Source organism: Stutzerimonas stutzeri, from assembly GCF_000219605.1.
Taxonomy (GTDB): domain Bacteria; phylum Pseudomonadota; class Gammaproteobacteria; order Pseudomonadales; family Pseudomonadaceae; genus Stutzerimonas; species Stutzerimonas stutzeri.
In genome coordinates this window covers 625,672-644,172 of sequence record NC_015740.1, presented here as the reverse complement: position 1 = coordinate 644,172, position 18,501 = coordinate 625,672, and the positions used below count along the sequence as shown (strand labels likewise).

The 18,501-nt window shown below is 63.6% G+C and carries 13 protein-coding genes; 5 read left to right on the top strand and 8 right to left on the bottom strand.

The genetic code is table 11. From position 1 onward, the window contains the following. Positions 1-161: 161 nt before the first annotated feature. Entirely contained in the window at positions 162-2,585 is a 2,424-nt protein-coding gene (locus PSTAB_RS02935) for a penicillin-binding protein 1A (protein ID WP_013981649.1), read from the top strand. A gap of 66 nt (positions 2,586-2,651) precedes the next feature. Here the strand turns inward: PSTAB_RS02935 and PSTAB_RS02930 are convergent, their stop codons facing one another. From PSTAB_RS02930 to rpmE, 3 genes are all read right to left on the bottom strand, one after another. Further along, positions 2,652-3,920 (bottom strand): malic enzyme-like NAD(P)-binding protein, encoded by a 1,269-nt coding sequence (locus tag PSTAB_RS02930; protein ID WP_011911783.1) that lies wholly within the window; start codon positions 3,918-3,920, stop codon positions 2,652-2,654. A gap of 141 nt (positions 3,921-4,061) precedes the next feature. Beyond that, entirely contained in the window at positions 4,062-4,856 is a 795-nt protein-coding gene (locus tag PSTAB_RS02925; RefSeq protein WP_013981648.1) for a thermonuclease family protein, read from the bottom strand. A 20-nt stretch (positions 4,857-4,876) separates the two neighbouring features. Continuing rightward, the gene (gene rpmE, locus PSTAB_RS02920; protein ID WP_003301052.1) at positions 4,877-5,089 is read right to left on the bottom strand and encodes a 50S ribosomal protein L31; all 213 of its coding nucleotides are present in this window, start codon (positions 5,087-5,089) and stop codon (positions 4,877-4,879) included. Positions 5,090-5,283: 194 nt separating this feature from the next. On the opposite strand from rpmE, the gene PSTAB_RS02915 reads away from it, so the two are divergent. From PSTAB_RS02915 to PSTAB_RS02905, 3 genes are all read left to right on the top strand, one after another. After that, a complete protein-coding gene (locus tag PSTAB_RS02915; RefSeq protein ID WP_013981647.1) occupies positions 5,284-7,506 on the top strand; it encodes a primosomal protein N' in 2,223 nt (740 codons plus the stop codon). A gap of 114 nt (positions 7,507-7,620) precedes the next feature. After that, entirely contained in the window at positions 7,621-9,360 is a 1,740-nt protein-coding gene (gene argS / locus PSTAB_RS02910) for an arginine--tRNA ligase (protein ID WP_013981646.1), read from the top strand. Continuing rightward, positions 9,361-10,026, top strand: coding sequence for an SPOR domain-containing protein (locus PSTAB_RS02905; protein WP_011911779.1), 666 nt, complete (start codon positions 9,361-9,363; stop codon positions 10,024-10,026). A 55-nt stretch (positions 10,027-10,081) separates the two neighbouring features. Here PSTAB_RS02905 and PSTAB_RS02900 read toward each other — a convergent pair whose 3' ends face one another. The 4 genes from PSTAB_RS02900 to trxA form a co-directional block, all read right to left on the bottom strand. Beyond that, the gene (locus PSTAB_RS02900; protein WP_013981645.1) at positions 10,082-11,053 is read right to left on the bottom strand and encodes a CDP-6-deoxy-delta-3,4-glucoseen reductase; all 972 of its coding nucleotides are present in this window, start codon (positions 11,051-11,053) and stop codon (positions 10,082-10,084) included. Positions 11,054-11,126: 73 nt separating this feature from the next. Further along, positions 11,127-12,593 carry a 4-hydroxy-3-polyprenylbenzoate decarboxylase gene (gene ubiD / locus PSTAB_RS02895; protein WP_013981644.1) on the bottom strand — a complete coding sequence of 489 codons (1,467 nt, stop codon included), beginning with the start codon at positions 12,591-12,593 and terminating at the stop codon, positions 11,127-11,129. 122 nt (positions 12,594-12,715) lie between these two features. Beyond that, positions 12,716-13,975 carry a transcription termination factor Rho gene (gene rho, locus PSTAB_RS02890; protein WP_011911776.1) on the bottom strand — a complete coding sequence of 420 codons (1,260 nt, stop codon included), beginning with the start codon at positions 13,973-13,975 and terminating at the stop codon, positions 12,716-12,718. Positions 13,976-14,208: 233 nt separating this feature from the next. After that, a complete protein-coding gene (trxA, locus tag PSTAB_RS02885; protein ID WP_013981643.1) occupies positions 14,209-14,535 on the bottom strand; it encodes a thioredoxin TrxA in 327 nt (108 codons plus the stop codon). A gap of 183 nt (positions 14,536-14,718) precedes the next feature. Here trxA and ppx point away from each other — a divergent pair, with 183 nt between their 5' ends. Further along, positions 14,719-16,221, top strand: coding sequence for an exopolyphosphatase (ppx, locus tag PSTAB_RS02880; protein WP_013981642.1), 1,503 nt, complete (start codon positions 14,719-14,721; stop codon positions 16,219-16,221). 55 nt (positions 16,222-16,276) lie between these two features. Here ppx and ppk1 read toward each other — a convergent pair whose 3' ends face one another. Further along, positions 16,277-18,493 (bottom strand): polyphosphate kinase 1, encoded by a 2,217-nt coding sequence (ppk1, locus tag PSTAB_RS02875; protein WP_013981641.1) that lies wholly within the window; start codon positions 18,491-18,493, stop codon positions 16,277-16,279. Positions 18,494-18,501: the final 8 nt, after the last annotated feature.

Genomic DNA, 18,501 nt, shown 5'->3' with positions numbered 1-18,501 from the left:
ATCCGCAACTTACGGATTAATTATGTTTATCCACATTAGATAACAGCCTTGACAGAAGCGCAAATGGCTACCCGGCAAAAAAAGCGCATATAATGTGAACGGTTTTCCCTTTCAGCATCGTCGCCGCTCCCCCTCCCAAATCCTGGATTCCAAGAACCCCGATGCGTTTTTTGAAATTTCTTATCTGGTCGTGCTTCGCAGTTTTTTGCGCCCTGTTGCTCAGCATCAGCGGTGCATTTCTCTACCTCAGCCCTAACCTGCCCTCGGTCGATTCCCTTCGCAGCATCCAGCTCCAGATCCCGCTGCGAGTCTACAGCGCCGATGACAAGCTGATCGCAGAGTTTGGCGAGATGCGGCGCTCGCCCATTCGCTTCGACGACATACCGCAAGCCTTCATCCACGCGCTGCTTGCCGCGGAGGATGACAATTTCGCCAATCATTATGGCGTCGACATAACCGGCCTGATGCGCGCTGCCACGCAATTATTGAAAAGCGGGCAGATTCAGACCGGTGGCAGCACCATCACCATGCAGGTTGCAAAGAATTACTTCCTGACCAGTGAGCGGAGCTTTTCACGCAAAATCAACGAAATTTTGCTGGCCCTGCAGATCGAGCGAGAGCTGAGCAAAAACGAGATCCTCGAGCTGTACGTCAACAAGATCTACCTCGGCAATCGCGCCTATGGAATCGAGGCCGCCGCTCAGGTCTATTACGGCAAGCCCATCTCCGAGCTGAGCGTTGCCCAGCTGGCGATGATCGCCGGCCTGCCGAAGGCCCCATCCGCATTCAACCCATTGGTCAATCCGGCGCGCAGCAAGGAGCGACGGGATTGGATCCTCGGTCGCATGTATCGCCTTGGCTCCCTGGATGAATCAAGCTATCGGCAGGCCCTGGCCGAACCTGAGACCGCTCGGTACCACGGAGCAAAGCCGGAGCTCGACGCCTCCTATATCGCCGAGATGGCACGCGCAGAAATGGTCGGCCGCTTCGGCAGCGCCGCCTACACGGATGGCTTCAGGGTCTACACGACGGTTTCCAGCGAGCGCCAGATCGCGGCCAATAATGCACTGAACAGCGGACTGATCGAGTACGACCAGCGCCATGGCTATCGGGGGCCGGAAGCCAATCTGGCCAACGCGCCCCGCGATACCTGGCTTCAAGAACTTGCCAAGTACCGAAGCCTTTCCGGCCTGCAGCCTGCCGCGGTCACCCAGGTAGAGACCAGTGGAATCCTCGTCATCACCCGCGATGGTCAGGAACACACGGTGAGCTGGGATAGCATGAAGTGGGCCCGGCCGTACCTCGGCATCAATAGCATGGGGCCTCGCCCGCAGCGTCCGGCGGACGTGGTGAAGGTGGGAGACGTGGTGCGCATTCGCTGGCAGGACGAAGCCGCCGTGTTCAGCCAGGTTCCGCAGGCACAAGCGGCACTGGTTTCGCTCGACCCTGAGGATGGTTCGATCGAAGCGCTGGCGGGCGGTTTCTCCTTCGGCCAGAGCAATTACAACCGTGCCATCCAGGCCAAGCGCCAGCCGGGATCCAGCTTCAAGCCGTTCATTTATAGCGCCGCGCTGGACGCCGGTTACACCGCGGCGAGCCTGGTCAACGACTCGCCCATCGTGTTCGTAGAGCAGGGCATGGACCGCATCTGGCGACCGAAGAACGACAACAACACATTCCTGGGGCCGATCCGCATGCGCGAAGCGCTGTACAAGTCCAGGAACCTGGTGTCGATTCGGCTGCTGCAGACCATGGGGGTCGACTACACCATCAACTACATCACTCGCTTCGGCTTCAACGCGCAGGACCTGCCGCGAAATCTTTCCCTGGCGCTAGGCACGGCAACGCTCACGCCAATGGAAATCGCCACCGGCTGGACCACCTTCGCCAACGGCGGCTACAAGATCGAGCCCTACCTGATCCAGCGCATCGAGGATCGCGAGGGCAACCTGCTGTTCGAAGCCAATCCGGCACGCGTCCCGCCGCGAGAAACGCAGACTGCAGATGTCGAGGTCCATCCGGTGCAGAGCAGCCCGGACATCGCGGACGGTGAACAAATGCCAGCCGCGCCGCGCTTTGCCGAACAGGTACTCGACGAACGCACCGCCTACATCATGACCAGCATGCTGCAGGATGTGATCAAACGAGGCACCGGGCGCCGCGCGCTAGCCATGGGCCGTGACGACATCGCCGGCAAGACGGGCACGACCAACGACTCCATCGACAGCTGGTTCTCCGGCTACAACGCCGACCTCGTCACCACCGTTTGGGCTGGCTTCGATCAACCGCAAAGCCTCGGACGCAACGAGTATGGCGGAACGGTCGCGCTGCCGATCTGGATGAATTACATGAGCGCCGTGCTCAAGGACATGCCTGAGCATCCTCCGGCTGAGCCCGACGGACTGCTCAAGCTGCGGATCGATCCTGTCAGCGGCCGGGCTGCCACGCCCAACACACCCGATGCGTACTTCGAAGTGTTCAAGAGCGAAGACTCACCACCGCCGATGGGCGAGTTCGATCCTGGCTACCAGGCGCCGGGCAGCCCGCTGCCCGCTGACGAAGCCGCGCCACTCGATCTGTTCTGATCCAGAGGCGGACTTCGCAGCCAAAAAAAACCCCGCCTCGGCGGGGTTTTTCTTTTTCAGAGCGAATCAGCCGTTGAACACATCGCCGACCGACTGCAGCGGATAGTGCGATGGGTATGGCAGCGTGGCCACACCACTCTCGATCGCCGCCTTGGCCACGGCATCCGATACCAACGTGATCAGACGCGGATCCATGGGCTTCGGAATGATGTACTCGCGACCGAACTCCAGGCTGTCCACACCATAGGCAGCGGCAACTTCGGCCGGTACCGGCAGCTTGGCCAGATCACGAAGAGCCAGCGCGGCGGCGATCTTCATCTCTTCGTTGATGCGCTTGGCACGAACGTCCAGCGCACCGCGGAAGATGAACGGGAAGCCGAGGACGTTGTTGACCTGGTTCGGGTAATCGGAACGACCGGTCGCCATGATCACGTCCGAACGGGTTGCATGTGCCAGCTCAGGACTGATCTCCGGATCCGGGTTGGAGCAAGCGAACACGACCGGATTGGCCGCCATGCGCTTGAGGCCTTCCGGGCTCAGCAGGTTGGCACCCGACAGGCCGACGAAGACATCAGCACCATCGAGCGCGTCATCCAGGGTGCGCTTGTCGGTTTCGTGGGCGAACACGGCCTTGTACTGGTTGAGGTCGTCGCGGCCGGCGTGGATCACGCCCTTGCGGTCGATCATGAAGATGTTTTCGATCTTCGCGCCCATGCTGACCAGCAGCTTCATGCATGAGGTAGCGGCAGCGCCGGCACCAAGGCAGACGATCTTCGCCTGCTCCAGCGTCTTGCCGGCGATCTCCAGTGCGTTGAGCATGCCTGCCGCGGTCACGATGGCGGTGCCGTGCTGGTCGTCGTGGAAGACGGGGATGTCGCACTGCTCGATCAGCGCGCGCTCGATCTCGAAACACTCCGGCGCCTTGATGTCTTCAAGGTTGATGCCACCGAAGGTGATCGAGATGCGCTTGACGGTATCGATGAAGGCCTGCGGGCTCTCTGCGTCGACTTCGATGTCGAACACGTCGACACCCGCGAAGCGCTTGAACAGAACGCCCTTGCCTTCCATTACCGGCTTGGAAGCCAGCGGACCGAGATTACCCAGACCGAGAATAGCGGTGCCATCGGAGATAACCGCCACCAGGTTGCCCTTGCCGGTGTAGCGGTAAGCCAGTTCCGCATCGCGAGCGATTTCGCGAACCGGCTCGGCGACGCCTGGGCTATAGGCCAGAGAAAGGTCACGAGCGGTGGCGGTCGGCTTGGTGAGCTCGACGCTCAACTTTCCCGGACGGGGCTGGGCATGGTATTCGAGCGCGGCAGTTTTCAGGTCAGTCATGTGGCATTTCCGCTTATTTTTACTGGGACAGACAGGCGGTCGAGCATACGCCAAGAACGAGCGCGCTCACAAGCCAACGTGCGGAGCAGGCTGTCAAGCCCAGACCCATACGACTTTTCGGGTAGAGCACTGACTGCCCGGTCAGCGTGACAACCCGAGCATTGCGGGATGGGTAACCCGCAACATCCAGCGCGCCTGCCCTGTCCCAGTCCGTCCGCGACGATCTACCAGCCAACCTCTGGGTTCGAGCGTCTTGCCAGCAAGCCTGGGTAATTGAGCCAGGTCGAAGGCACTGAACGCCTGCGGCGGAATGTGAACCACCAGCGGGCCCTCCATCTCCAGCCAGTAGCCGCCGCGATTATGCTCGACCCGCTCGACCATCCCCTGCAACAAGGCGAACCCACCCTGCCTCACGGCGCGAGTCGAACGCGGCGTCAACTTGCGCCAGACACCCAGGCGAGATTGACGCGCCTGCTGCTCGGCCCGCTGGTGGCAAGCCACCAGCGCCGTGTTAGGGGCGATCGCCACCATCAGGCCAAGGCCCTCGGCCAGCAAGGCCGATTCCAGATTACGGCCCTGCTCGTCATAGGCGTGGGCCAGGGTACGACCGTAGCGATCCTTTGACTCGCGCCCGGGGACCAGCCCCACTCGCCCATTGCTGGCCTCGACCAGCGCGCGCAACCGGCGCTGCGCCGCCACGGCGAACGGCTCGGCCTTGCGCCCATCACGCCCCAGTTCCGGCGTGTTGATACCGATCAGGCGCACGCTTCGCCCATCGACCAGACGCAGCGTATCGCCATCGACCACCTTTGCCACGCCCACCAGCGGCAGTGTCCCGGGCGAGGGACAGAACGCAAGGGCCTGCAGGCTGTAGAAGACAGAAACGAAAAAGGCGCCCACGAGGGACGCCTTTTTCATGTGTTCGGAAAACCTCATCGGATTCCCGCCGCGTCGGCTTACTTGGCGCCGAACACACCGAAACGCTGCTTGAAGCGATCGATACGGCCGCCGGTATCCAGCACCTTCTGCTTGCCGGTGTAGAACGGGTGGCACTCGGAGCAGACGTCGATGTTCAGGTTCTTGCCCAGGGTGGAGCGGGTCTTGATGACGTTGCCACAGCTGCAGGTGGCTTCGATTTCGACGTAGTTCGGATGGATATCGGCTTTCATGGTGAATCCTCTGGGATTGCGTGCCGCCACCCGACCCTATGTCGAGTACCGCACGAAGTAGGGCGCGAATCATACCAGAGCACAAAGGTGATGCAAGCGCAGGCGACCGGCGTCCCGCCACCCGGATCGCGCTATGGGACGGCGGCGAGCGCCGCGATCGTTTACCATCGGCGCTCATTATCAAGGATCACCGCGTGCCTTCCTGCATCCTCCGTCTGGCGCTGCCTTCGCCGCTGCGCCGCCTGTTCGACTACCTGCCACCGCACGGCGCAACTGCCGGCTCGTTGCAGCCGGGCATGCGCCTGCGCGTGCCGTTCGGCCGGCGCGAGGTCATCGGTGTGCTGGTAGAGCTGAGCGATCAGAGCGAAGTGCCGCTGGAAAAGCTCAGACCGGCCATCGAGCTGCTGGACAGCACGCCGCCGCTGCCGCCCTCCCTGTTCAAGCTTTGCCTGTGGACCGCCCAGTATTACCAGCACAGTCTGGGAGACACCCTGAGCTGGGCACTGCCGGTCCTGCTGCGCCAGGGTGAACCGGCCGAAGCCCGTCTGGAACGCTACTGGCGCCTGGCGGAAGGCGCCAATCCGGACGATCCCCGACTGTCGCGCGCTCCGCGTCAGCGCGAAACCCTGAAGATCATCGCGCAGCATGCCCACGGCCTGCCCCATGCCCTGTTGGGCAAACTGCAACTGAACAAGGACAGCCTCGATCTGCTGCTGGAAAAAGGCCTGGTGCGAGTCGAATCGCGTCGCTGCAGTCCGCCGCGACAGCACAGCGGCAGCTGGCTGCTGCAGGCCGAGCTGACGCTGAATGCGCAGCAGCGCGCGGCGTTCGAAGCGATCAGCGCCGGCCTTGGTGGTTTTCAGGCCTTCCTGCTGGCCGGCGTCACCGGCAGCGGCAAGACCGAGGTCTATCTGCAGCTGATCCATCGAGTGCTCGCGGCCGGCAAGCAGGCCCTGGTGCTGATTCCGGAAATCAACCTGGGCCCGCAGACACTGGCCCGCTTCGAACAGCGCTTCAATGCCCGGATCGCGCTGCTGCACTCCAACATCAACGACCGCGAGCGGCTCGATGCCTGGCTCGCGGCCCGCGATGGCGAAGCGGACATCATCATCGGCACCCGCTCAGCCCTGTTCACGCCGATGAAGAATCCCGGCCTGATCATCATCGACGAGGAACATGACGCTTCCTATAAACAGCAGGAAGGCCTGCGCTATCACGCTCGCGACCTGGCGCTGGTCCGTGCTCGCCAGGAAAACCTGCCGATCGTGCTCGGCTCGGCGACGCCCTCTCTGGAAAGCCTGCACAACGCCCACAGCGGACGCTATGCGCTACTCAAGCTGAGCCAGCGCGCCGGCAATGCCCAGCAGCCGCGCTTCCTGCGGCTGGATGTGAAAAGTCGCCCCCTGGACGCCGGCATATCCGGCCCGCTGCAACAGGCCATCGGCCAGACGCTCGCAGCCGGACAGCAGGTACTGGTCTATCTCAACCGCCGCGGCTTCGCCCCAACCCTGCTCTGCCACGACTGCGGCTGGCTCAGCCAATGCCAACGCTGCGATGCGCGCATGACCCTGCACCAGCGGCACAACGAACTGCGCTGCCACCACTGCGGGCACGTCGAGCGCCCGCCGCGCAACTGCCCCGATTGCGGCAAGGTGGACCTGCGTCCGGTCGGCGCCGGGACCGAGCGCGCCGAAGAACGGCTTGGCGTCCTGTTCCCGGATTACCCGGTGCTGCGCATCGACCGCGACAGCACGGCGCGCAAGGGCGCGATGGAAAAGATGTTCACCACCATCAACCGTGGCGACCCCTGCCTGCTGGTCGGCACCCAGATGCTCGCCAAGGGTCACCATTTCCCCCGGGTGACCCTGGTGGCGATTCTCGATGCCGACGGCGGGCTGTTTTCCGCCGACTTCCGCGCCAGCGAACGCATGGCTCAGCTGATCGTGCAGGTCGCCGGGCGCGCCGGACGCGCGGAGGAGCCGGGCAAGGTGATCATTCAGACGCACCTGGCCGATCACCCGCTGCTGGTGCAGCTGACCGACCAGGGCTATTTCGCCTTCGCCGAGCAGGCGCTGTCCGAACGGCGCGCGGCCGGCCTGCCGCCCTTCAGCCACCTGGCATTGCTGCGCGCCGAAGCGCAGAAGCCCGGCCAGGCCGAGTCCTTTCTCGACGAGGCCTGCACGCTGGCGGAGCAAACGCTTGGGCAGCTGCCGCTCAGCGGCATCGAGCTGCTCGGTCCGGTGCCAGCGCCGATGGAGCGTCGCGCCGGGCGCTACCGGGCGCAGTTGCTGCTGCAGGGCAACGCCCGCGCAGCCCTGCATCGTCTGATGGATGCCTGGGTGCCGCTGCTCGAGCAGCTGCCCGGCGGACGCGCCGTGCGCTGGAGCCTGGATGTCGACCCGATCGATCTGTTCTGATCATGCCGTCGGAACCATGACTTTCCGGCAGCGCGAACCACACGGCTTGAAGCCGCACCCATCACGCCCCGATAATGCCGGGTTTTCGCGCACTTCCTGCGGACCGAGCCGACCATGAAAGACAGCATTCGCCACCTGATCCAGCAAGCCCTAGTCCGCCTGACCAGCGAGGGCGTGCTGCCGGAGGGACTGACGCCCGCGATCCAGGTGGAAAACACCAAGGACAAGAGTCACGGCGACTTCGCCAGCAACATCGCCATGATGCTGGCCAAGCCGGCCGGCATGAAACCGCGGGAGCTGGCCGAGAAGCTCATCGCCGCGTTGCCCCAGGACGCGCAGATCAGCAAGGTCGAGATCGCCGGCCCGGGCTTTCTCAACTTCTTCCAGAACAGCGACGCCCTGGCCCAGCGCCTCGAAACCGCGCTGGCCGATGCGCAACTTGCGGTGCACAAGGCGAGCGCCAAGCAGCGTGTGGTGATCGACCTGTCCTCGCCGAACCTGGCCAAGGAGATGCATGTCGGGCATTTGCGCTCCACCATCATCGGCGATGCGGTGGGCCGGGTGCTGGAGTTCCTCGGCGACGAGGTGATCCGGCAGAACCACGTCGGCGACTGGGGCACCCAGTTCGGCATGCTGCTGGCCTACCTCGAGGAGAAGCCGGCCGCCGCGGAAAGCGAGCTGGCCGACCTCGAGCAGTTCTACCGCGCCGCCAAGCAACGCTTCGACGAGTCGCCCGAGTTCGCCGATCGCGCCCGTGAGCTGGTGGTCAAGCTGCAGGCGGGTGATGCCCAGTGCCTGAGCCTCTGGACGCGCTTCAACGATATCTCGCTGTCGCATTGCCAGAAGATCTATGACCGCCTCAACGTCAAGCTGACCCCGGCTGACGTCAAGGGCGAAAGTGCCTACAACGCCGACCTGGCGGACATCGTCGAGGCCCTGCGCGAGAAAGGCCTGCTGACCGAGGACAATGGCGCCCAGTGCGTCTTCCTCGATGAATTCAAGAACGCCGAAGGCAACCCGCTGCCGGTGATCGTGCAGAAGGCCGGTGGCGGCTATCTCTACGCCACCACCGACCTGGCCGCCATGCGCTATCGCAGCCAGCAGCTGCACGCCGATCGCGTGTTGTATTTCGTCGATCAGCGCCAGGCCCTGCATTTCCAGATGGCCTTCGAAGTGGCCCGCCGCGCAGGCTTCGTCCATGAAGGCATGCAGCTGGAGCACATGGGCTTCGGCACCATGAACGGCGCCGACGGCCGCCCGTTCAAGACCCGCGATGGCGGCACGGTCAAGCTGATCGACCTGCTCGACGAAGCCGAGCAGCGCGCCTATGCCCTGGTCAAGGGCAAGAACCCCGAACTCGACGAGGCCGAGCTGCGTCAGATCGCCCGTGCGGTGGGCATTAGCGCGGTCAAGTACGCCGACCTATCCAAGCATCGCACCAGCGATTACCGCTTCAACTTCGAACTGATGCTGAGCTTCGAAGGCAACACTGCACCTTACCTGCTCTATGCCTACACCCGCGTGGCCAGTGTGTTCCGCAAGCTGGGCAAGGGTATCGACGAGATCAGCGGACATATCCAGCTGGACGCTGAGCAGGAACTCGCCCTGGCCGCCAAGCTCGCCCAGTTCGGCGAAGTGCTGAACAGTGTGGGCGAAAAAGGCGAGCCGCATCTGCTATGCGCTTACCTCTACGACCTGGCCGGGCTGTTCTCCAGTTTCTATGAGCACTGTCCGATTCTCAGTGCCGAACAGGATGCGCAAAAGCAGAGCCGCCTGCGCCTGGCTGCCTTGACCGGCCGTACCCTCAAGCAGGGCCTGGAACTCCTCGGCCTGGAACCACTGGAGCGCATGTAAGTGGCAGCAAGGAAGAAAGCCGCACCCAAGCGGGGCGCCAGCCGTTACCAGGCGCCGGCCAAGCAGCCCGTGCCTGGCTGGATCTGGCTGGTCTGCGGCCTGGTCATCGGCGGATTCATCATGTTCCTGATGAGCCTCGAACCGGGCGGTGAAGAGGTCAAACGCGCCAAGGAAGCACCCAAGACCGCCGTGAAGGAACAGCCCAAGCGCACGCCAGCCACTGAGCAGCCACCCAAGCCGAAGTATGATTTCTACACCCTGCTGCCCGAGTCCGAGGTGATCCTGCCGCCGGAGGCCAAGCAGCCCGAGCCGCCGAGCGCGCCGGTCACACCGGAAGAAGCGGCGAAGATCGACGAGGCTCGCGCCCAGGCCGCGCTCAATGGTCAGGTGCCACCGCCGCCACCGACCGTGGCCAAGGCGCCGGTGACGCAGTTCTTCCTGCAGGCCGGCTCGTTCCGCCAACAGGCGGAGGCCGACCGGGTACGCGCACAGATCATCCTGCTTGGCCAGGATGTGCGGGTGGAAAGCGTCAAGGTACGTGACGAGCCCTGGTACCGGGTGCTGGTCGGCCCGTTCGGTAGCCGCGAGCAGCTAAACGCTGCGCAGAAGACGCTGGCCGCCAGCGGCTACAAGAATCTACTGCTGCAGCAACGGCAAGCGCGCTGACAATAAAACGCCGGGCATGCCCCGGCGTTTTTCTAAGTTAGCGGGAGGGCTCCGCTCAGCTTTCCCGGGGCGCATAAGCGAAGACATCGGCACGCATCTGATGCGGGTCCATCCCCGCGGCCACCAGCGCATCCAGCGTGCCGTACACCATCGACGGCGAGCCACTGGCATAGATATGCAGCGGCTTGAGGTCACTGAAATCCTCGCGAATCGCCTCGTGCAGCATGCCGCAGCGTCCTTCCCAGCCGCAGACGTCGCTGACCACACGGTGCAGGTGCAGATTGCTCATGCCCTGCCACTCTTCCCAATGGGGCAATCGGTAGAAATCCTCCGGCCGCCGCACACCCCAGTACAGATGCACCGGATGCGGGAAACCGGCAGCCCGGCAGTACTCGATCAGGCTGTGCATCTGCGCCATGCCGGTACCGGCGGCGATCAGCACCAGCGGCCCCTCCGGCAGCTCGGCCAGGTGCGTGTCGCCGAAGGGCATCTGGATTCGGGCGAAGCCCTGGCGACGCAGGAAGGCCAGCAGTTCGACGGCCGACTCCTCGCGAGCCAGCACGTGCAGTTCCAGCTCGCGGCCACTGCCCGGCGCCGACGCCAGGGAGAAGGCCGACCATTCGCCGTCCTCGCGCTGCAGCAACAGGTACTGTCCGGCGTGGTAGCGCGGCTGACGCCCGGCCGGCAGGCGCAAGCGCAGGCGCACCACGTCGCCACCCACATCCTCGTAGCCGCTGATCTGACAGCTCAGCTCGCGCACCGGCAGCTCGCCGGGTGCCAGCACGCCATCCCAGAGCAACACACAGTCTTCCAGCGGCTCGGCCAGGCAGGCCAGCAGCTCGCCATGATCCCGCACCTCGCCGGCCTGCCGCACGCTGCCCTCGACCAGCAGCGAGGCGCAGATATGACAATTGCCGTTGCGGCAGCTCTGCGGGCATTCGTAGCCCAGCCGCTTGGCTGCATCGAGGAGGCGTTCGCCGGGGCGTACATCGAGCACGGCGCCGGAGGGCTGCAAGGTCACTTTCATCTGCACGTCTTTTCTGTGAACGGGATAACCCGCCAAGGCTTCGGACGGGCTCGGGCCCGCCTCTTCGGTTATGTCAGTCGATACCCAGCTGCGACCAGAGTTCATCGACCCGCCGCTTTACTGCCGGATCCTGGACGATGGCCCGCCCCCACTCACGGTTAGTCTCGCCCGGCCACTTGTGTGTCGCATCCAGGCCCATCTTCGAGCCCAGCCCGGAGATCGGTGAAGCGAAATCCAGGTAGTCGATCGGCGTGTTGTCGATCATCACCGTGTCGCGCTTGGGGTCCATGCGCGTGGTGATGGCCCAGATCACGTCGTTCCAGTCGCGGGCATTGATGTCATCATCGGTGACAATGACGAACTTGGTGTACATGAACTGCCGCAGAAAGCTCCACACGCCGAGCATCACCCGCTTGGCGTGGCCGGGATACTGCTTCTTCATCGTCACCACCGCCATGCGGTAGGAGCAGCCTTCCGGCGGCAGATAGAAGTCGACGATCTCCGGGAACTGCTTTTGCAGGATCGGCACGAACACCTCGTTCAGCGCCACACCGAGAATCGCCGGCTCATCCGGCGGACGCCCGGTATAGGTGCTGTGGTAGATCGGATTCTTGCGGTGGGTGATGCGCTCGACGGTGAACACCGGGAAGCGGTCCACCTCGTTGTAGTAGCCAGTGTGATCGCCGTAGGGCCCCTCATCGGCCATCTCGCCGGGATGGATATGCCCTTCGAGGACGATCTCGGCATAGGCCGGCACCTGCAGTTCGGAGCCGATGGCCTTGACCAGCTCGGTGCGCGAGCCGCGCAGCAGGCCGGCGAAGGCGTACTCGGAGAGCGTATCGGGCACCGGCGTGACCGCGCCGAGAATGGTTGCCGGATCGGCACCCAGCGCCACCGCTACCGGGTAGGGTCGATCAGGGTACTTCTCGCACCACTCGCGGAAATCCAGCGCTCCGCCGCGGTGGCTCAGCCAGCGCATGATGACCTTGTTACGGCCGATCACCTGCTGACGGTAGATGCCGAGGTTCTGCCGTTCCTTGTTCGGCCCCTTGGTGATGGTCAGGCCCCAGGTGATCAGCGGCGCGGCGTCCCCCGGCCAGCAGTGCTGCACCGGAATCTTCGTCAGGTCGACGTCGTCGCCCTCGACGATCACTTCCTGACAGGGCGCATCCTTGAGCACCTTGGGCGCCATGCTGATGACCTTCTTGTAGATCGGCAGCTTGCTCCAGGCGTCCTTCAGCCCCTTCGGCGGCTCCGGCTCCTTGAGAAAGGCCAGCAGTTTGCCGATCTCGCGCAGCTCGGAGACATCCTCGGCGCCCATGCCCAGTGCCACCCGTCCCGGCGTGCCGAACAGATTGCCCAGCACCGGCATATCGAAGCCGGTCGGATTTTCGAAGAGCAGTGCCGGGCCTCGCCTGCGCAAGGTGCGGTCACAGATTTCGGTCATTTCCAGGACGGGAGACACAGCAGCCGTGACGCGCTTGAGCTCACCACGTTTTTCCAGGCCGCTGATAAAGTCGCGCAGATCGCGATACTGCATGCTTGAGCCTCGCATGGGCCGGCAGGTCGGGGCGCAGAGTTTAGCGCCAGCGCCGGGTTTTCCAAAACCTGCAGACAGACAAAGGCCGGGTTTCCCCGGCCTTGTTGGCAACAACGAATCGCTTACTTGCGCTTCATGGACATGAAGAATTCGTCGTTGGTCTTGGTGTCCTTGAGCTTGTCGAGCAGGAACTCGATGGCGGCGATCTCGTCCATCGGATGCAGCAGCTTGCGCAGGATCCAGATGCGCTGCAGCTCGTCCTCGGCGGTCAGCAACTCCTCGCGGCGGGTGCCGGAGCGGTTGATGTTGATGGCCGGGAACACACGCTTTTCAGCGATGCGGCGGTCCAGTTGCAGCTCCAGGTTACCGGTGCCCTTGAATTCCTCGTAGATCACCTCGTCCATCTTCGAGCCGGTTTCCACCAGCGCGGTGGCGAGGATGGTCAGCGAGCCGCCCTCCTCGATGTTGCGCGCGGCGCCGAAGAAACGCTTGGGCTTCTCCAGCGCGTGGGCGTCGACACCACCGGTGAGTACCTTGCCGGAGCTCGGGATCACGGTGTTGTAGGCACGCGCCAGGCGAGTGATGGAGTCGAGCAGGATGACCACATCCTTCTTGTGCTCGACCAGGCGCTTGGCCTTCTCGATCACCATCTCAGCGACCTGCACGTGGCGGGTCGGCGGCTCGTCAAAGGTGGAGGCCACCACTTCGCCGCGCACGGTGCGCTGCATCTCGGTCACTTCTTCCGGGCGCTCGTCGATCAACAGGACGATCAGGTGGCACTCGGGATTGTTGCGGGTGATGTTGCTGGCGATGTTCTGCAGCATGATCGTCTTGCCCGCCTTCGGCGGGGCGACGATCAGGCCGCGCTGACCCTTGCCGATCGGTGCGCAGAGGTCGATCACGCGACCGGTGAGGTCTTCGGTGGAGCCGTTGCCGGCCTCCATCTTCAGGCGCTCGTTGGGGAACAGCGGGGTCAGGTTCTCGAAGAGAATCTTGTTCTTCGCGTTTTCCGGCCGATCGTAGTTGATCGAGTCGACCTTGAGCAGGGCGAAGTAGCGCTCGCCTTCCTTCGGCGGGCGGATCTTGCCGACGATGGTGTCGCCGGTACGCAGGTTGAAGCGACGGATCTGGCTGGGCGACACATAGATGTCGTCCGGGCCGGCCAGATAGGAAGAATCCGCGGAGCGCAGGAAGCCGAAACCGTCCTGGAGAATCTCCAGCACGCCGTCACCGGAGATTTCCTCGCCGCTTTTCGCGTGCTTTTTCAGCAGGGAGAAAATCACGTCCTGCTTGCGCGAACGGGCCATGTTGTCGATGCCCATCTGTTCGGCCATTTCCAGCAGTTCGGTGATGGGCTTTTGCTTGAGTTCAGTCAGATTCATAGAAAGAGATCAGGAAGGATGTAGAAAGCGATTAGCTTGAGAAGCCGCGCAGCAGGAGACGAACGAGGTTCGTTGTGCTTTATGAGGCTGAAGTGCGTCGGCGACGGCATGCAGAGGGCGACGGAAGAAAGCGTCGCGTGGCCGAATTTAGCACCGTGCAGGCGAAGCGTCCACCCTGCAGATGAAAAAAGCCCCCGCATCTGCGAGGGCTTTGGAGGCGATCTTCGTCGTACTCAGATGTTGCTGTCGAGGAAGGCGGCCAGCTGCGATTTGGACAGCGCACCGACCTTGGTCGCTTCGACGTTGCCGTTCTTGAACAGCATCAGGGTCGGGATACCGCGCACGCCGTACTTCGGCGGGGTTTCCTGGTTCTCGTCGATGTTCAGCTTGCAGACCTTCAGACGGCCCTCATAGTCCTTGGCGATCTCGTCGAGTACCGGCGCGATCATCTTGCAGGGGCCACACCACTCAGCCCAGTAGTCGACCAGCACGGGACCGTCGGCCTGGAGGACGTCCTGCTCGAAGCTGCTGTCGCTGACATTGTTGATGTAGTCGCTCATGGATTTTCTCCAGGGTCGGAACGGAAAGGTCGCCATCATAGCCCTACTGCGTGCGGACCGAAAGCTGCAGACCGGTCGGCGGCCGACGAGCGCCCGTCCGGAGCAGGCCGCTGCGGCGATGACTGCGTTGGCGGATGGGGTCGATCGTGTCAGGATGTCGGGGTTTTGCATCGAGACCGCCCAATGCGCCAGAACACCGCTGAATCCTTTCCCATGATCGCCGCCCTGGATCTGGGCTCGAACAGTTTTCACATGGTGCTCGCGCGCACCAGCAACGGTGAAATGCGCATCCTCGAACGACTCGGCGAAAAGGTGCAGCTGGCTGCCGGCATCGACGAGAACCGCCTGCTCGACGAGGCCGCCATGCAGCGTGGCCTGGACTGCCTGCGGCGCTTCGCGCAGATGGTCAACCACCTGCCCCAGGGCGCGGTACGCATCGTCGGTACCAATGCCCTGCGCGAGGCGCGCAACCGCGCCACCTTCATTCGCCGCGCCGAAGAGATCATCAACCATCAGGTGGAAGTCATTTCCGGCCGCGAAGAGGCGCGCCTGATCTACCTCGGCGTGTCGCATACCGTTCCGGCCAGTCAGGGCCGGCGCCTGGTCGCCGACATCGGCGGCGGCAGCACCGAGTTCATCATCGGCGAAGGCTTCGAGTCGCAGCTGCGTGAAAGCCTGCAGATGGGCTGCGTGAGCTATACCCAGCGCTTCTTTCGCGACGGCAAGATCACCCCGGCGCGCTACGCTCAGGCCTACACGGCGGCACGCGTCGAATTGATGGGTATCGAACACGGCCTGCGCCGGCTTGGCTGGCAGGAATCCATCGGCGCGTCCGGCACCATTCGCGCCGTCGGGCTGGCGATCAAGAGCGGTGGTTTCGGCAACGGTGAGGTCAACGCCGACGGTATCGGCTGGCTCAAGCGCAAGCTGTTCAAGCTCGGCGATGTGGAAAAGATCGATATCGACGGCATCAAGCCGGATCGCCGCGGGGTGTTTCCGGCGGGTCTGGCGATTCTGGAGGCGATCTTCGATGCCCTCGAGATCAGCAGCATGACCCACTCCGAAGGCGCGCTGCGAGAAGGCGTGCTCTACGACCTGCTGGGCCGCCATCACGACGAGGACATCCGCGACCGCTCGCTGAGCTTTCTCATGGAGCGCTACCACGTCGACATGGAGCAGGCCGCACGGGTCGAGGCCAAGGCGCTGGAGGCCTTCGACCAGGTGGCCGAAGCCTGGAACCTGGATCAGGACTGGCACCGCGAGCTGCTCGCCTGGGCCGCGCGCGTGCATGAAGTGGGTCTGGACATCGCCCACTATCACTACCACAAGCACGGCGCCTATCTGATCGAGCACTCCGACCTGCCCGGCTTCTCGCGGCAGGACCAGCTCATGCTGGCACTGCTGGTGCGCGGCCATCGGCGCAATATTCCGCAGGACAAGTTCGGTGAAACCGGGGCCGACGCCGACGCCCTGGTTCGTCTGTGCATCCTGTTGCGCTTCGCGATCCTGTTCCACCACATCCGCGGCGCCAATGCCGTCTCCGACGTGCAACTGAAGGCCGACGAACGCAGCCTGGAACTGATCTTCCCGACCGACTGGCTGAACGCCAACCCGCTGACCCGCGCCGACTTCGAGGCCGAAGCCGCCTGGCTCGCGCGCGTGGGCTACGACCTGCGCATGAAATGAAACAAGGGCCCGCAGGGGCCCTTGTTCATTCAGCTAACCGGCAGCCAGTCGGGACTCAACGCGTCCCGACCTGCGGTCCGGTGAGACGCTCGAGCAAGGTGCTCTGCACGTTGCGCGCGTTCTGGTTGCCGGTCGGGCTGTTGCGCACGTAGCTGCCGTCAGGCTGCAGGATCCAGCTCTGGGTGTTGTCGCTGAGGAAGCCCTCCAGCTCTTTCTTCACCCGCGTCACCAGCTTCTTGCCCTCGACCGGGAAGCAGGTTTCCACCCGCCGATCGAGATTGCGCTCCATCCAGTCCGCACTGGAGAGATAGAGTTTCTCGTCGCCATCGTTCTGGAAGTAGAACACCCGGCTGTGCTCGAGGAAGCGTCCGATGATCGAGCGCACATGAATGTTGTGCGAGACCCCGGCGATGCCAGGGCGCAGGCAGCACATGCCGCGCACGATGAGGTCCACACGCACGCCGGTCTGGCTGGCCTTGTACAGCGCCTTGATCATCTTCGGATCGGTCAGTGCGTTGATCTTCAGGATGATGTGCGCCGGCCGGCCCTCGGCCGCATGCTGGGTCTCCTGGGTGATCAGGTCGAGCAGCGTCTTCTTCAGCGTGAAGGGCGCGTGCAGCAGCTTCTTCATGCGCATGGTCTTGCCCATGCCGATCAGCTGGCTGAACAGCTTGGAGACGTCCTCGCAGAGCGCGTCGTCCGAAGTCAGCAGGCTGTAGTCGGTGTACAGCCGCGCGTTGGCCGCGTGGTAGTTGCCGGTGCCCAGGTGCGCGTAGCGGCAGAGCTCGCCGTTCTCGCGACGCAGGATCAGCATCATCTTGGCGTGGGTCTTGTAGCCGACCACGCCGTAAATCACCACCGCGCCGGCCTGCTGCAGGCGGCTGGCCAGCTGCAGGTTGGATTCCTCGTCGAAGCGGGCGCGCAGTTCGATCACCGCAGTGACCTCCTTGCCGCTGCGCGCCGCATCCACCAGCGCGTCGACGATCTCGGAGTTGGCGCCGGAGCGGTACAGCGTCTGCTTGATCGCCAGCACGCAGGGGTCCTTGGCCGCCTCGCGCAGCAGGTCGACCACCGGCGTGAACGACTCGAACGGGTGCAGCAGCAGGATGTCCTGCTTGTTGATCACGCTGAAGATCTTGTCGCTGTTCTGCAGGAGCTTCGGAATCGACGGGGTGAACGGGCTGTATTGCAGCTCCGGGTGGCTGTCCAGGCCGGTGATGCTGAACAGCCGGGTCAGGTTGACCGGGCCGTTGACCCGGTACATCTCGCTCTCGCCGAGGCTGAATTGCTTGAGCAGGAAGTCCGCCAGGTGTTGCGGACAGGTATCGGCCACCTCGAGACGCACGGCATCGCCGTAACGCCGCGAGATCAGCTCGCCACGCAGCGCGCGGGCCAGGTCCTCGACGTCCTCGGTGTCCACCGAGAGGTCGGCGTTACGGGTGAGGCGGAACTGGTAGCAGCCCTTGACCCGCATGCCATGGAACAGGTCGTCGGCGTGGGCATGGATCATCGATGAGAGGAAGACGAAATTGTCGCCTGGACCACCGACCGACTCCGGCACGCGAATCACCCGCGGCAGCAGCCGTGGCGCCGGGATGATCGCCAGACCGGAATCGCGACCGAACGCATCGACGCCCTCCAGCTCGACGATGAAGTTCAGACTCTTGTTCACCAGCAGCGGGAACGGATGGGTCGGGTCAAGCCCGATGGGCGTGACGATCGGTGCGATCTCGTCGCGGAAATAGCGACGCACCCAGGTCTTGAGCTTGGCCGTCCAGTGCCGGCGGCGGATGAAGCGGATCTGATGTTCGGCAAGCGCCGGCAACAGCACGTCGTTGAGGATCGCGTACTGGCGGTCGACCTGTTCATGCACCAGCTCGGAAATGCGCGCCAGCGCCTGATGCGGCTGCAGACCATCGGCGCCGGCCTGCTCGCGGGCGAAGGTGACGCGCTTCTTCAACCCGGCCACGCGAATCTCGAAGAACTCGTCGAGGTTGCTGGAGAAGATCAACAGGAACTTCAGCCGTTCCAGCAGCGGATAGGACTCGTCCAGCGCCTGCTCCAGCACGCGGATATTGAACTGCAGCTGGGAAAGCTCGCGGTGGATGTACAGCGCGCTGTCATCCAGATTGGTCACCGGTGCGACCGGCGCCTCCTCGACGACTTCCGGCGGCGCGGAAGGCACCGCTACCGCTTCCGGCTCGACCACCTCCAGCGCCTCGCTGACGACGGCGTCCTGCAGATCCTTTTCGCTGAGTCCCTGGTTGATCATCGCTTTGC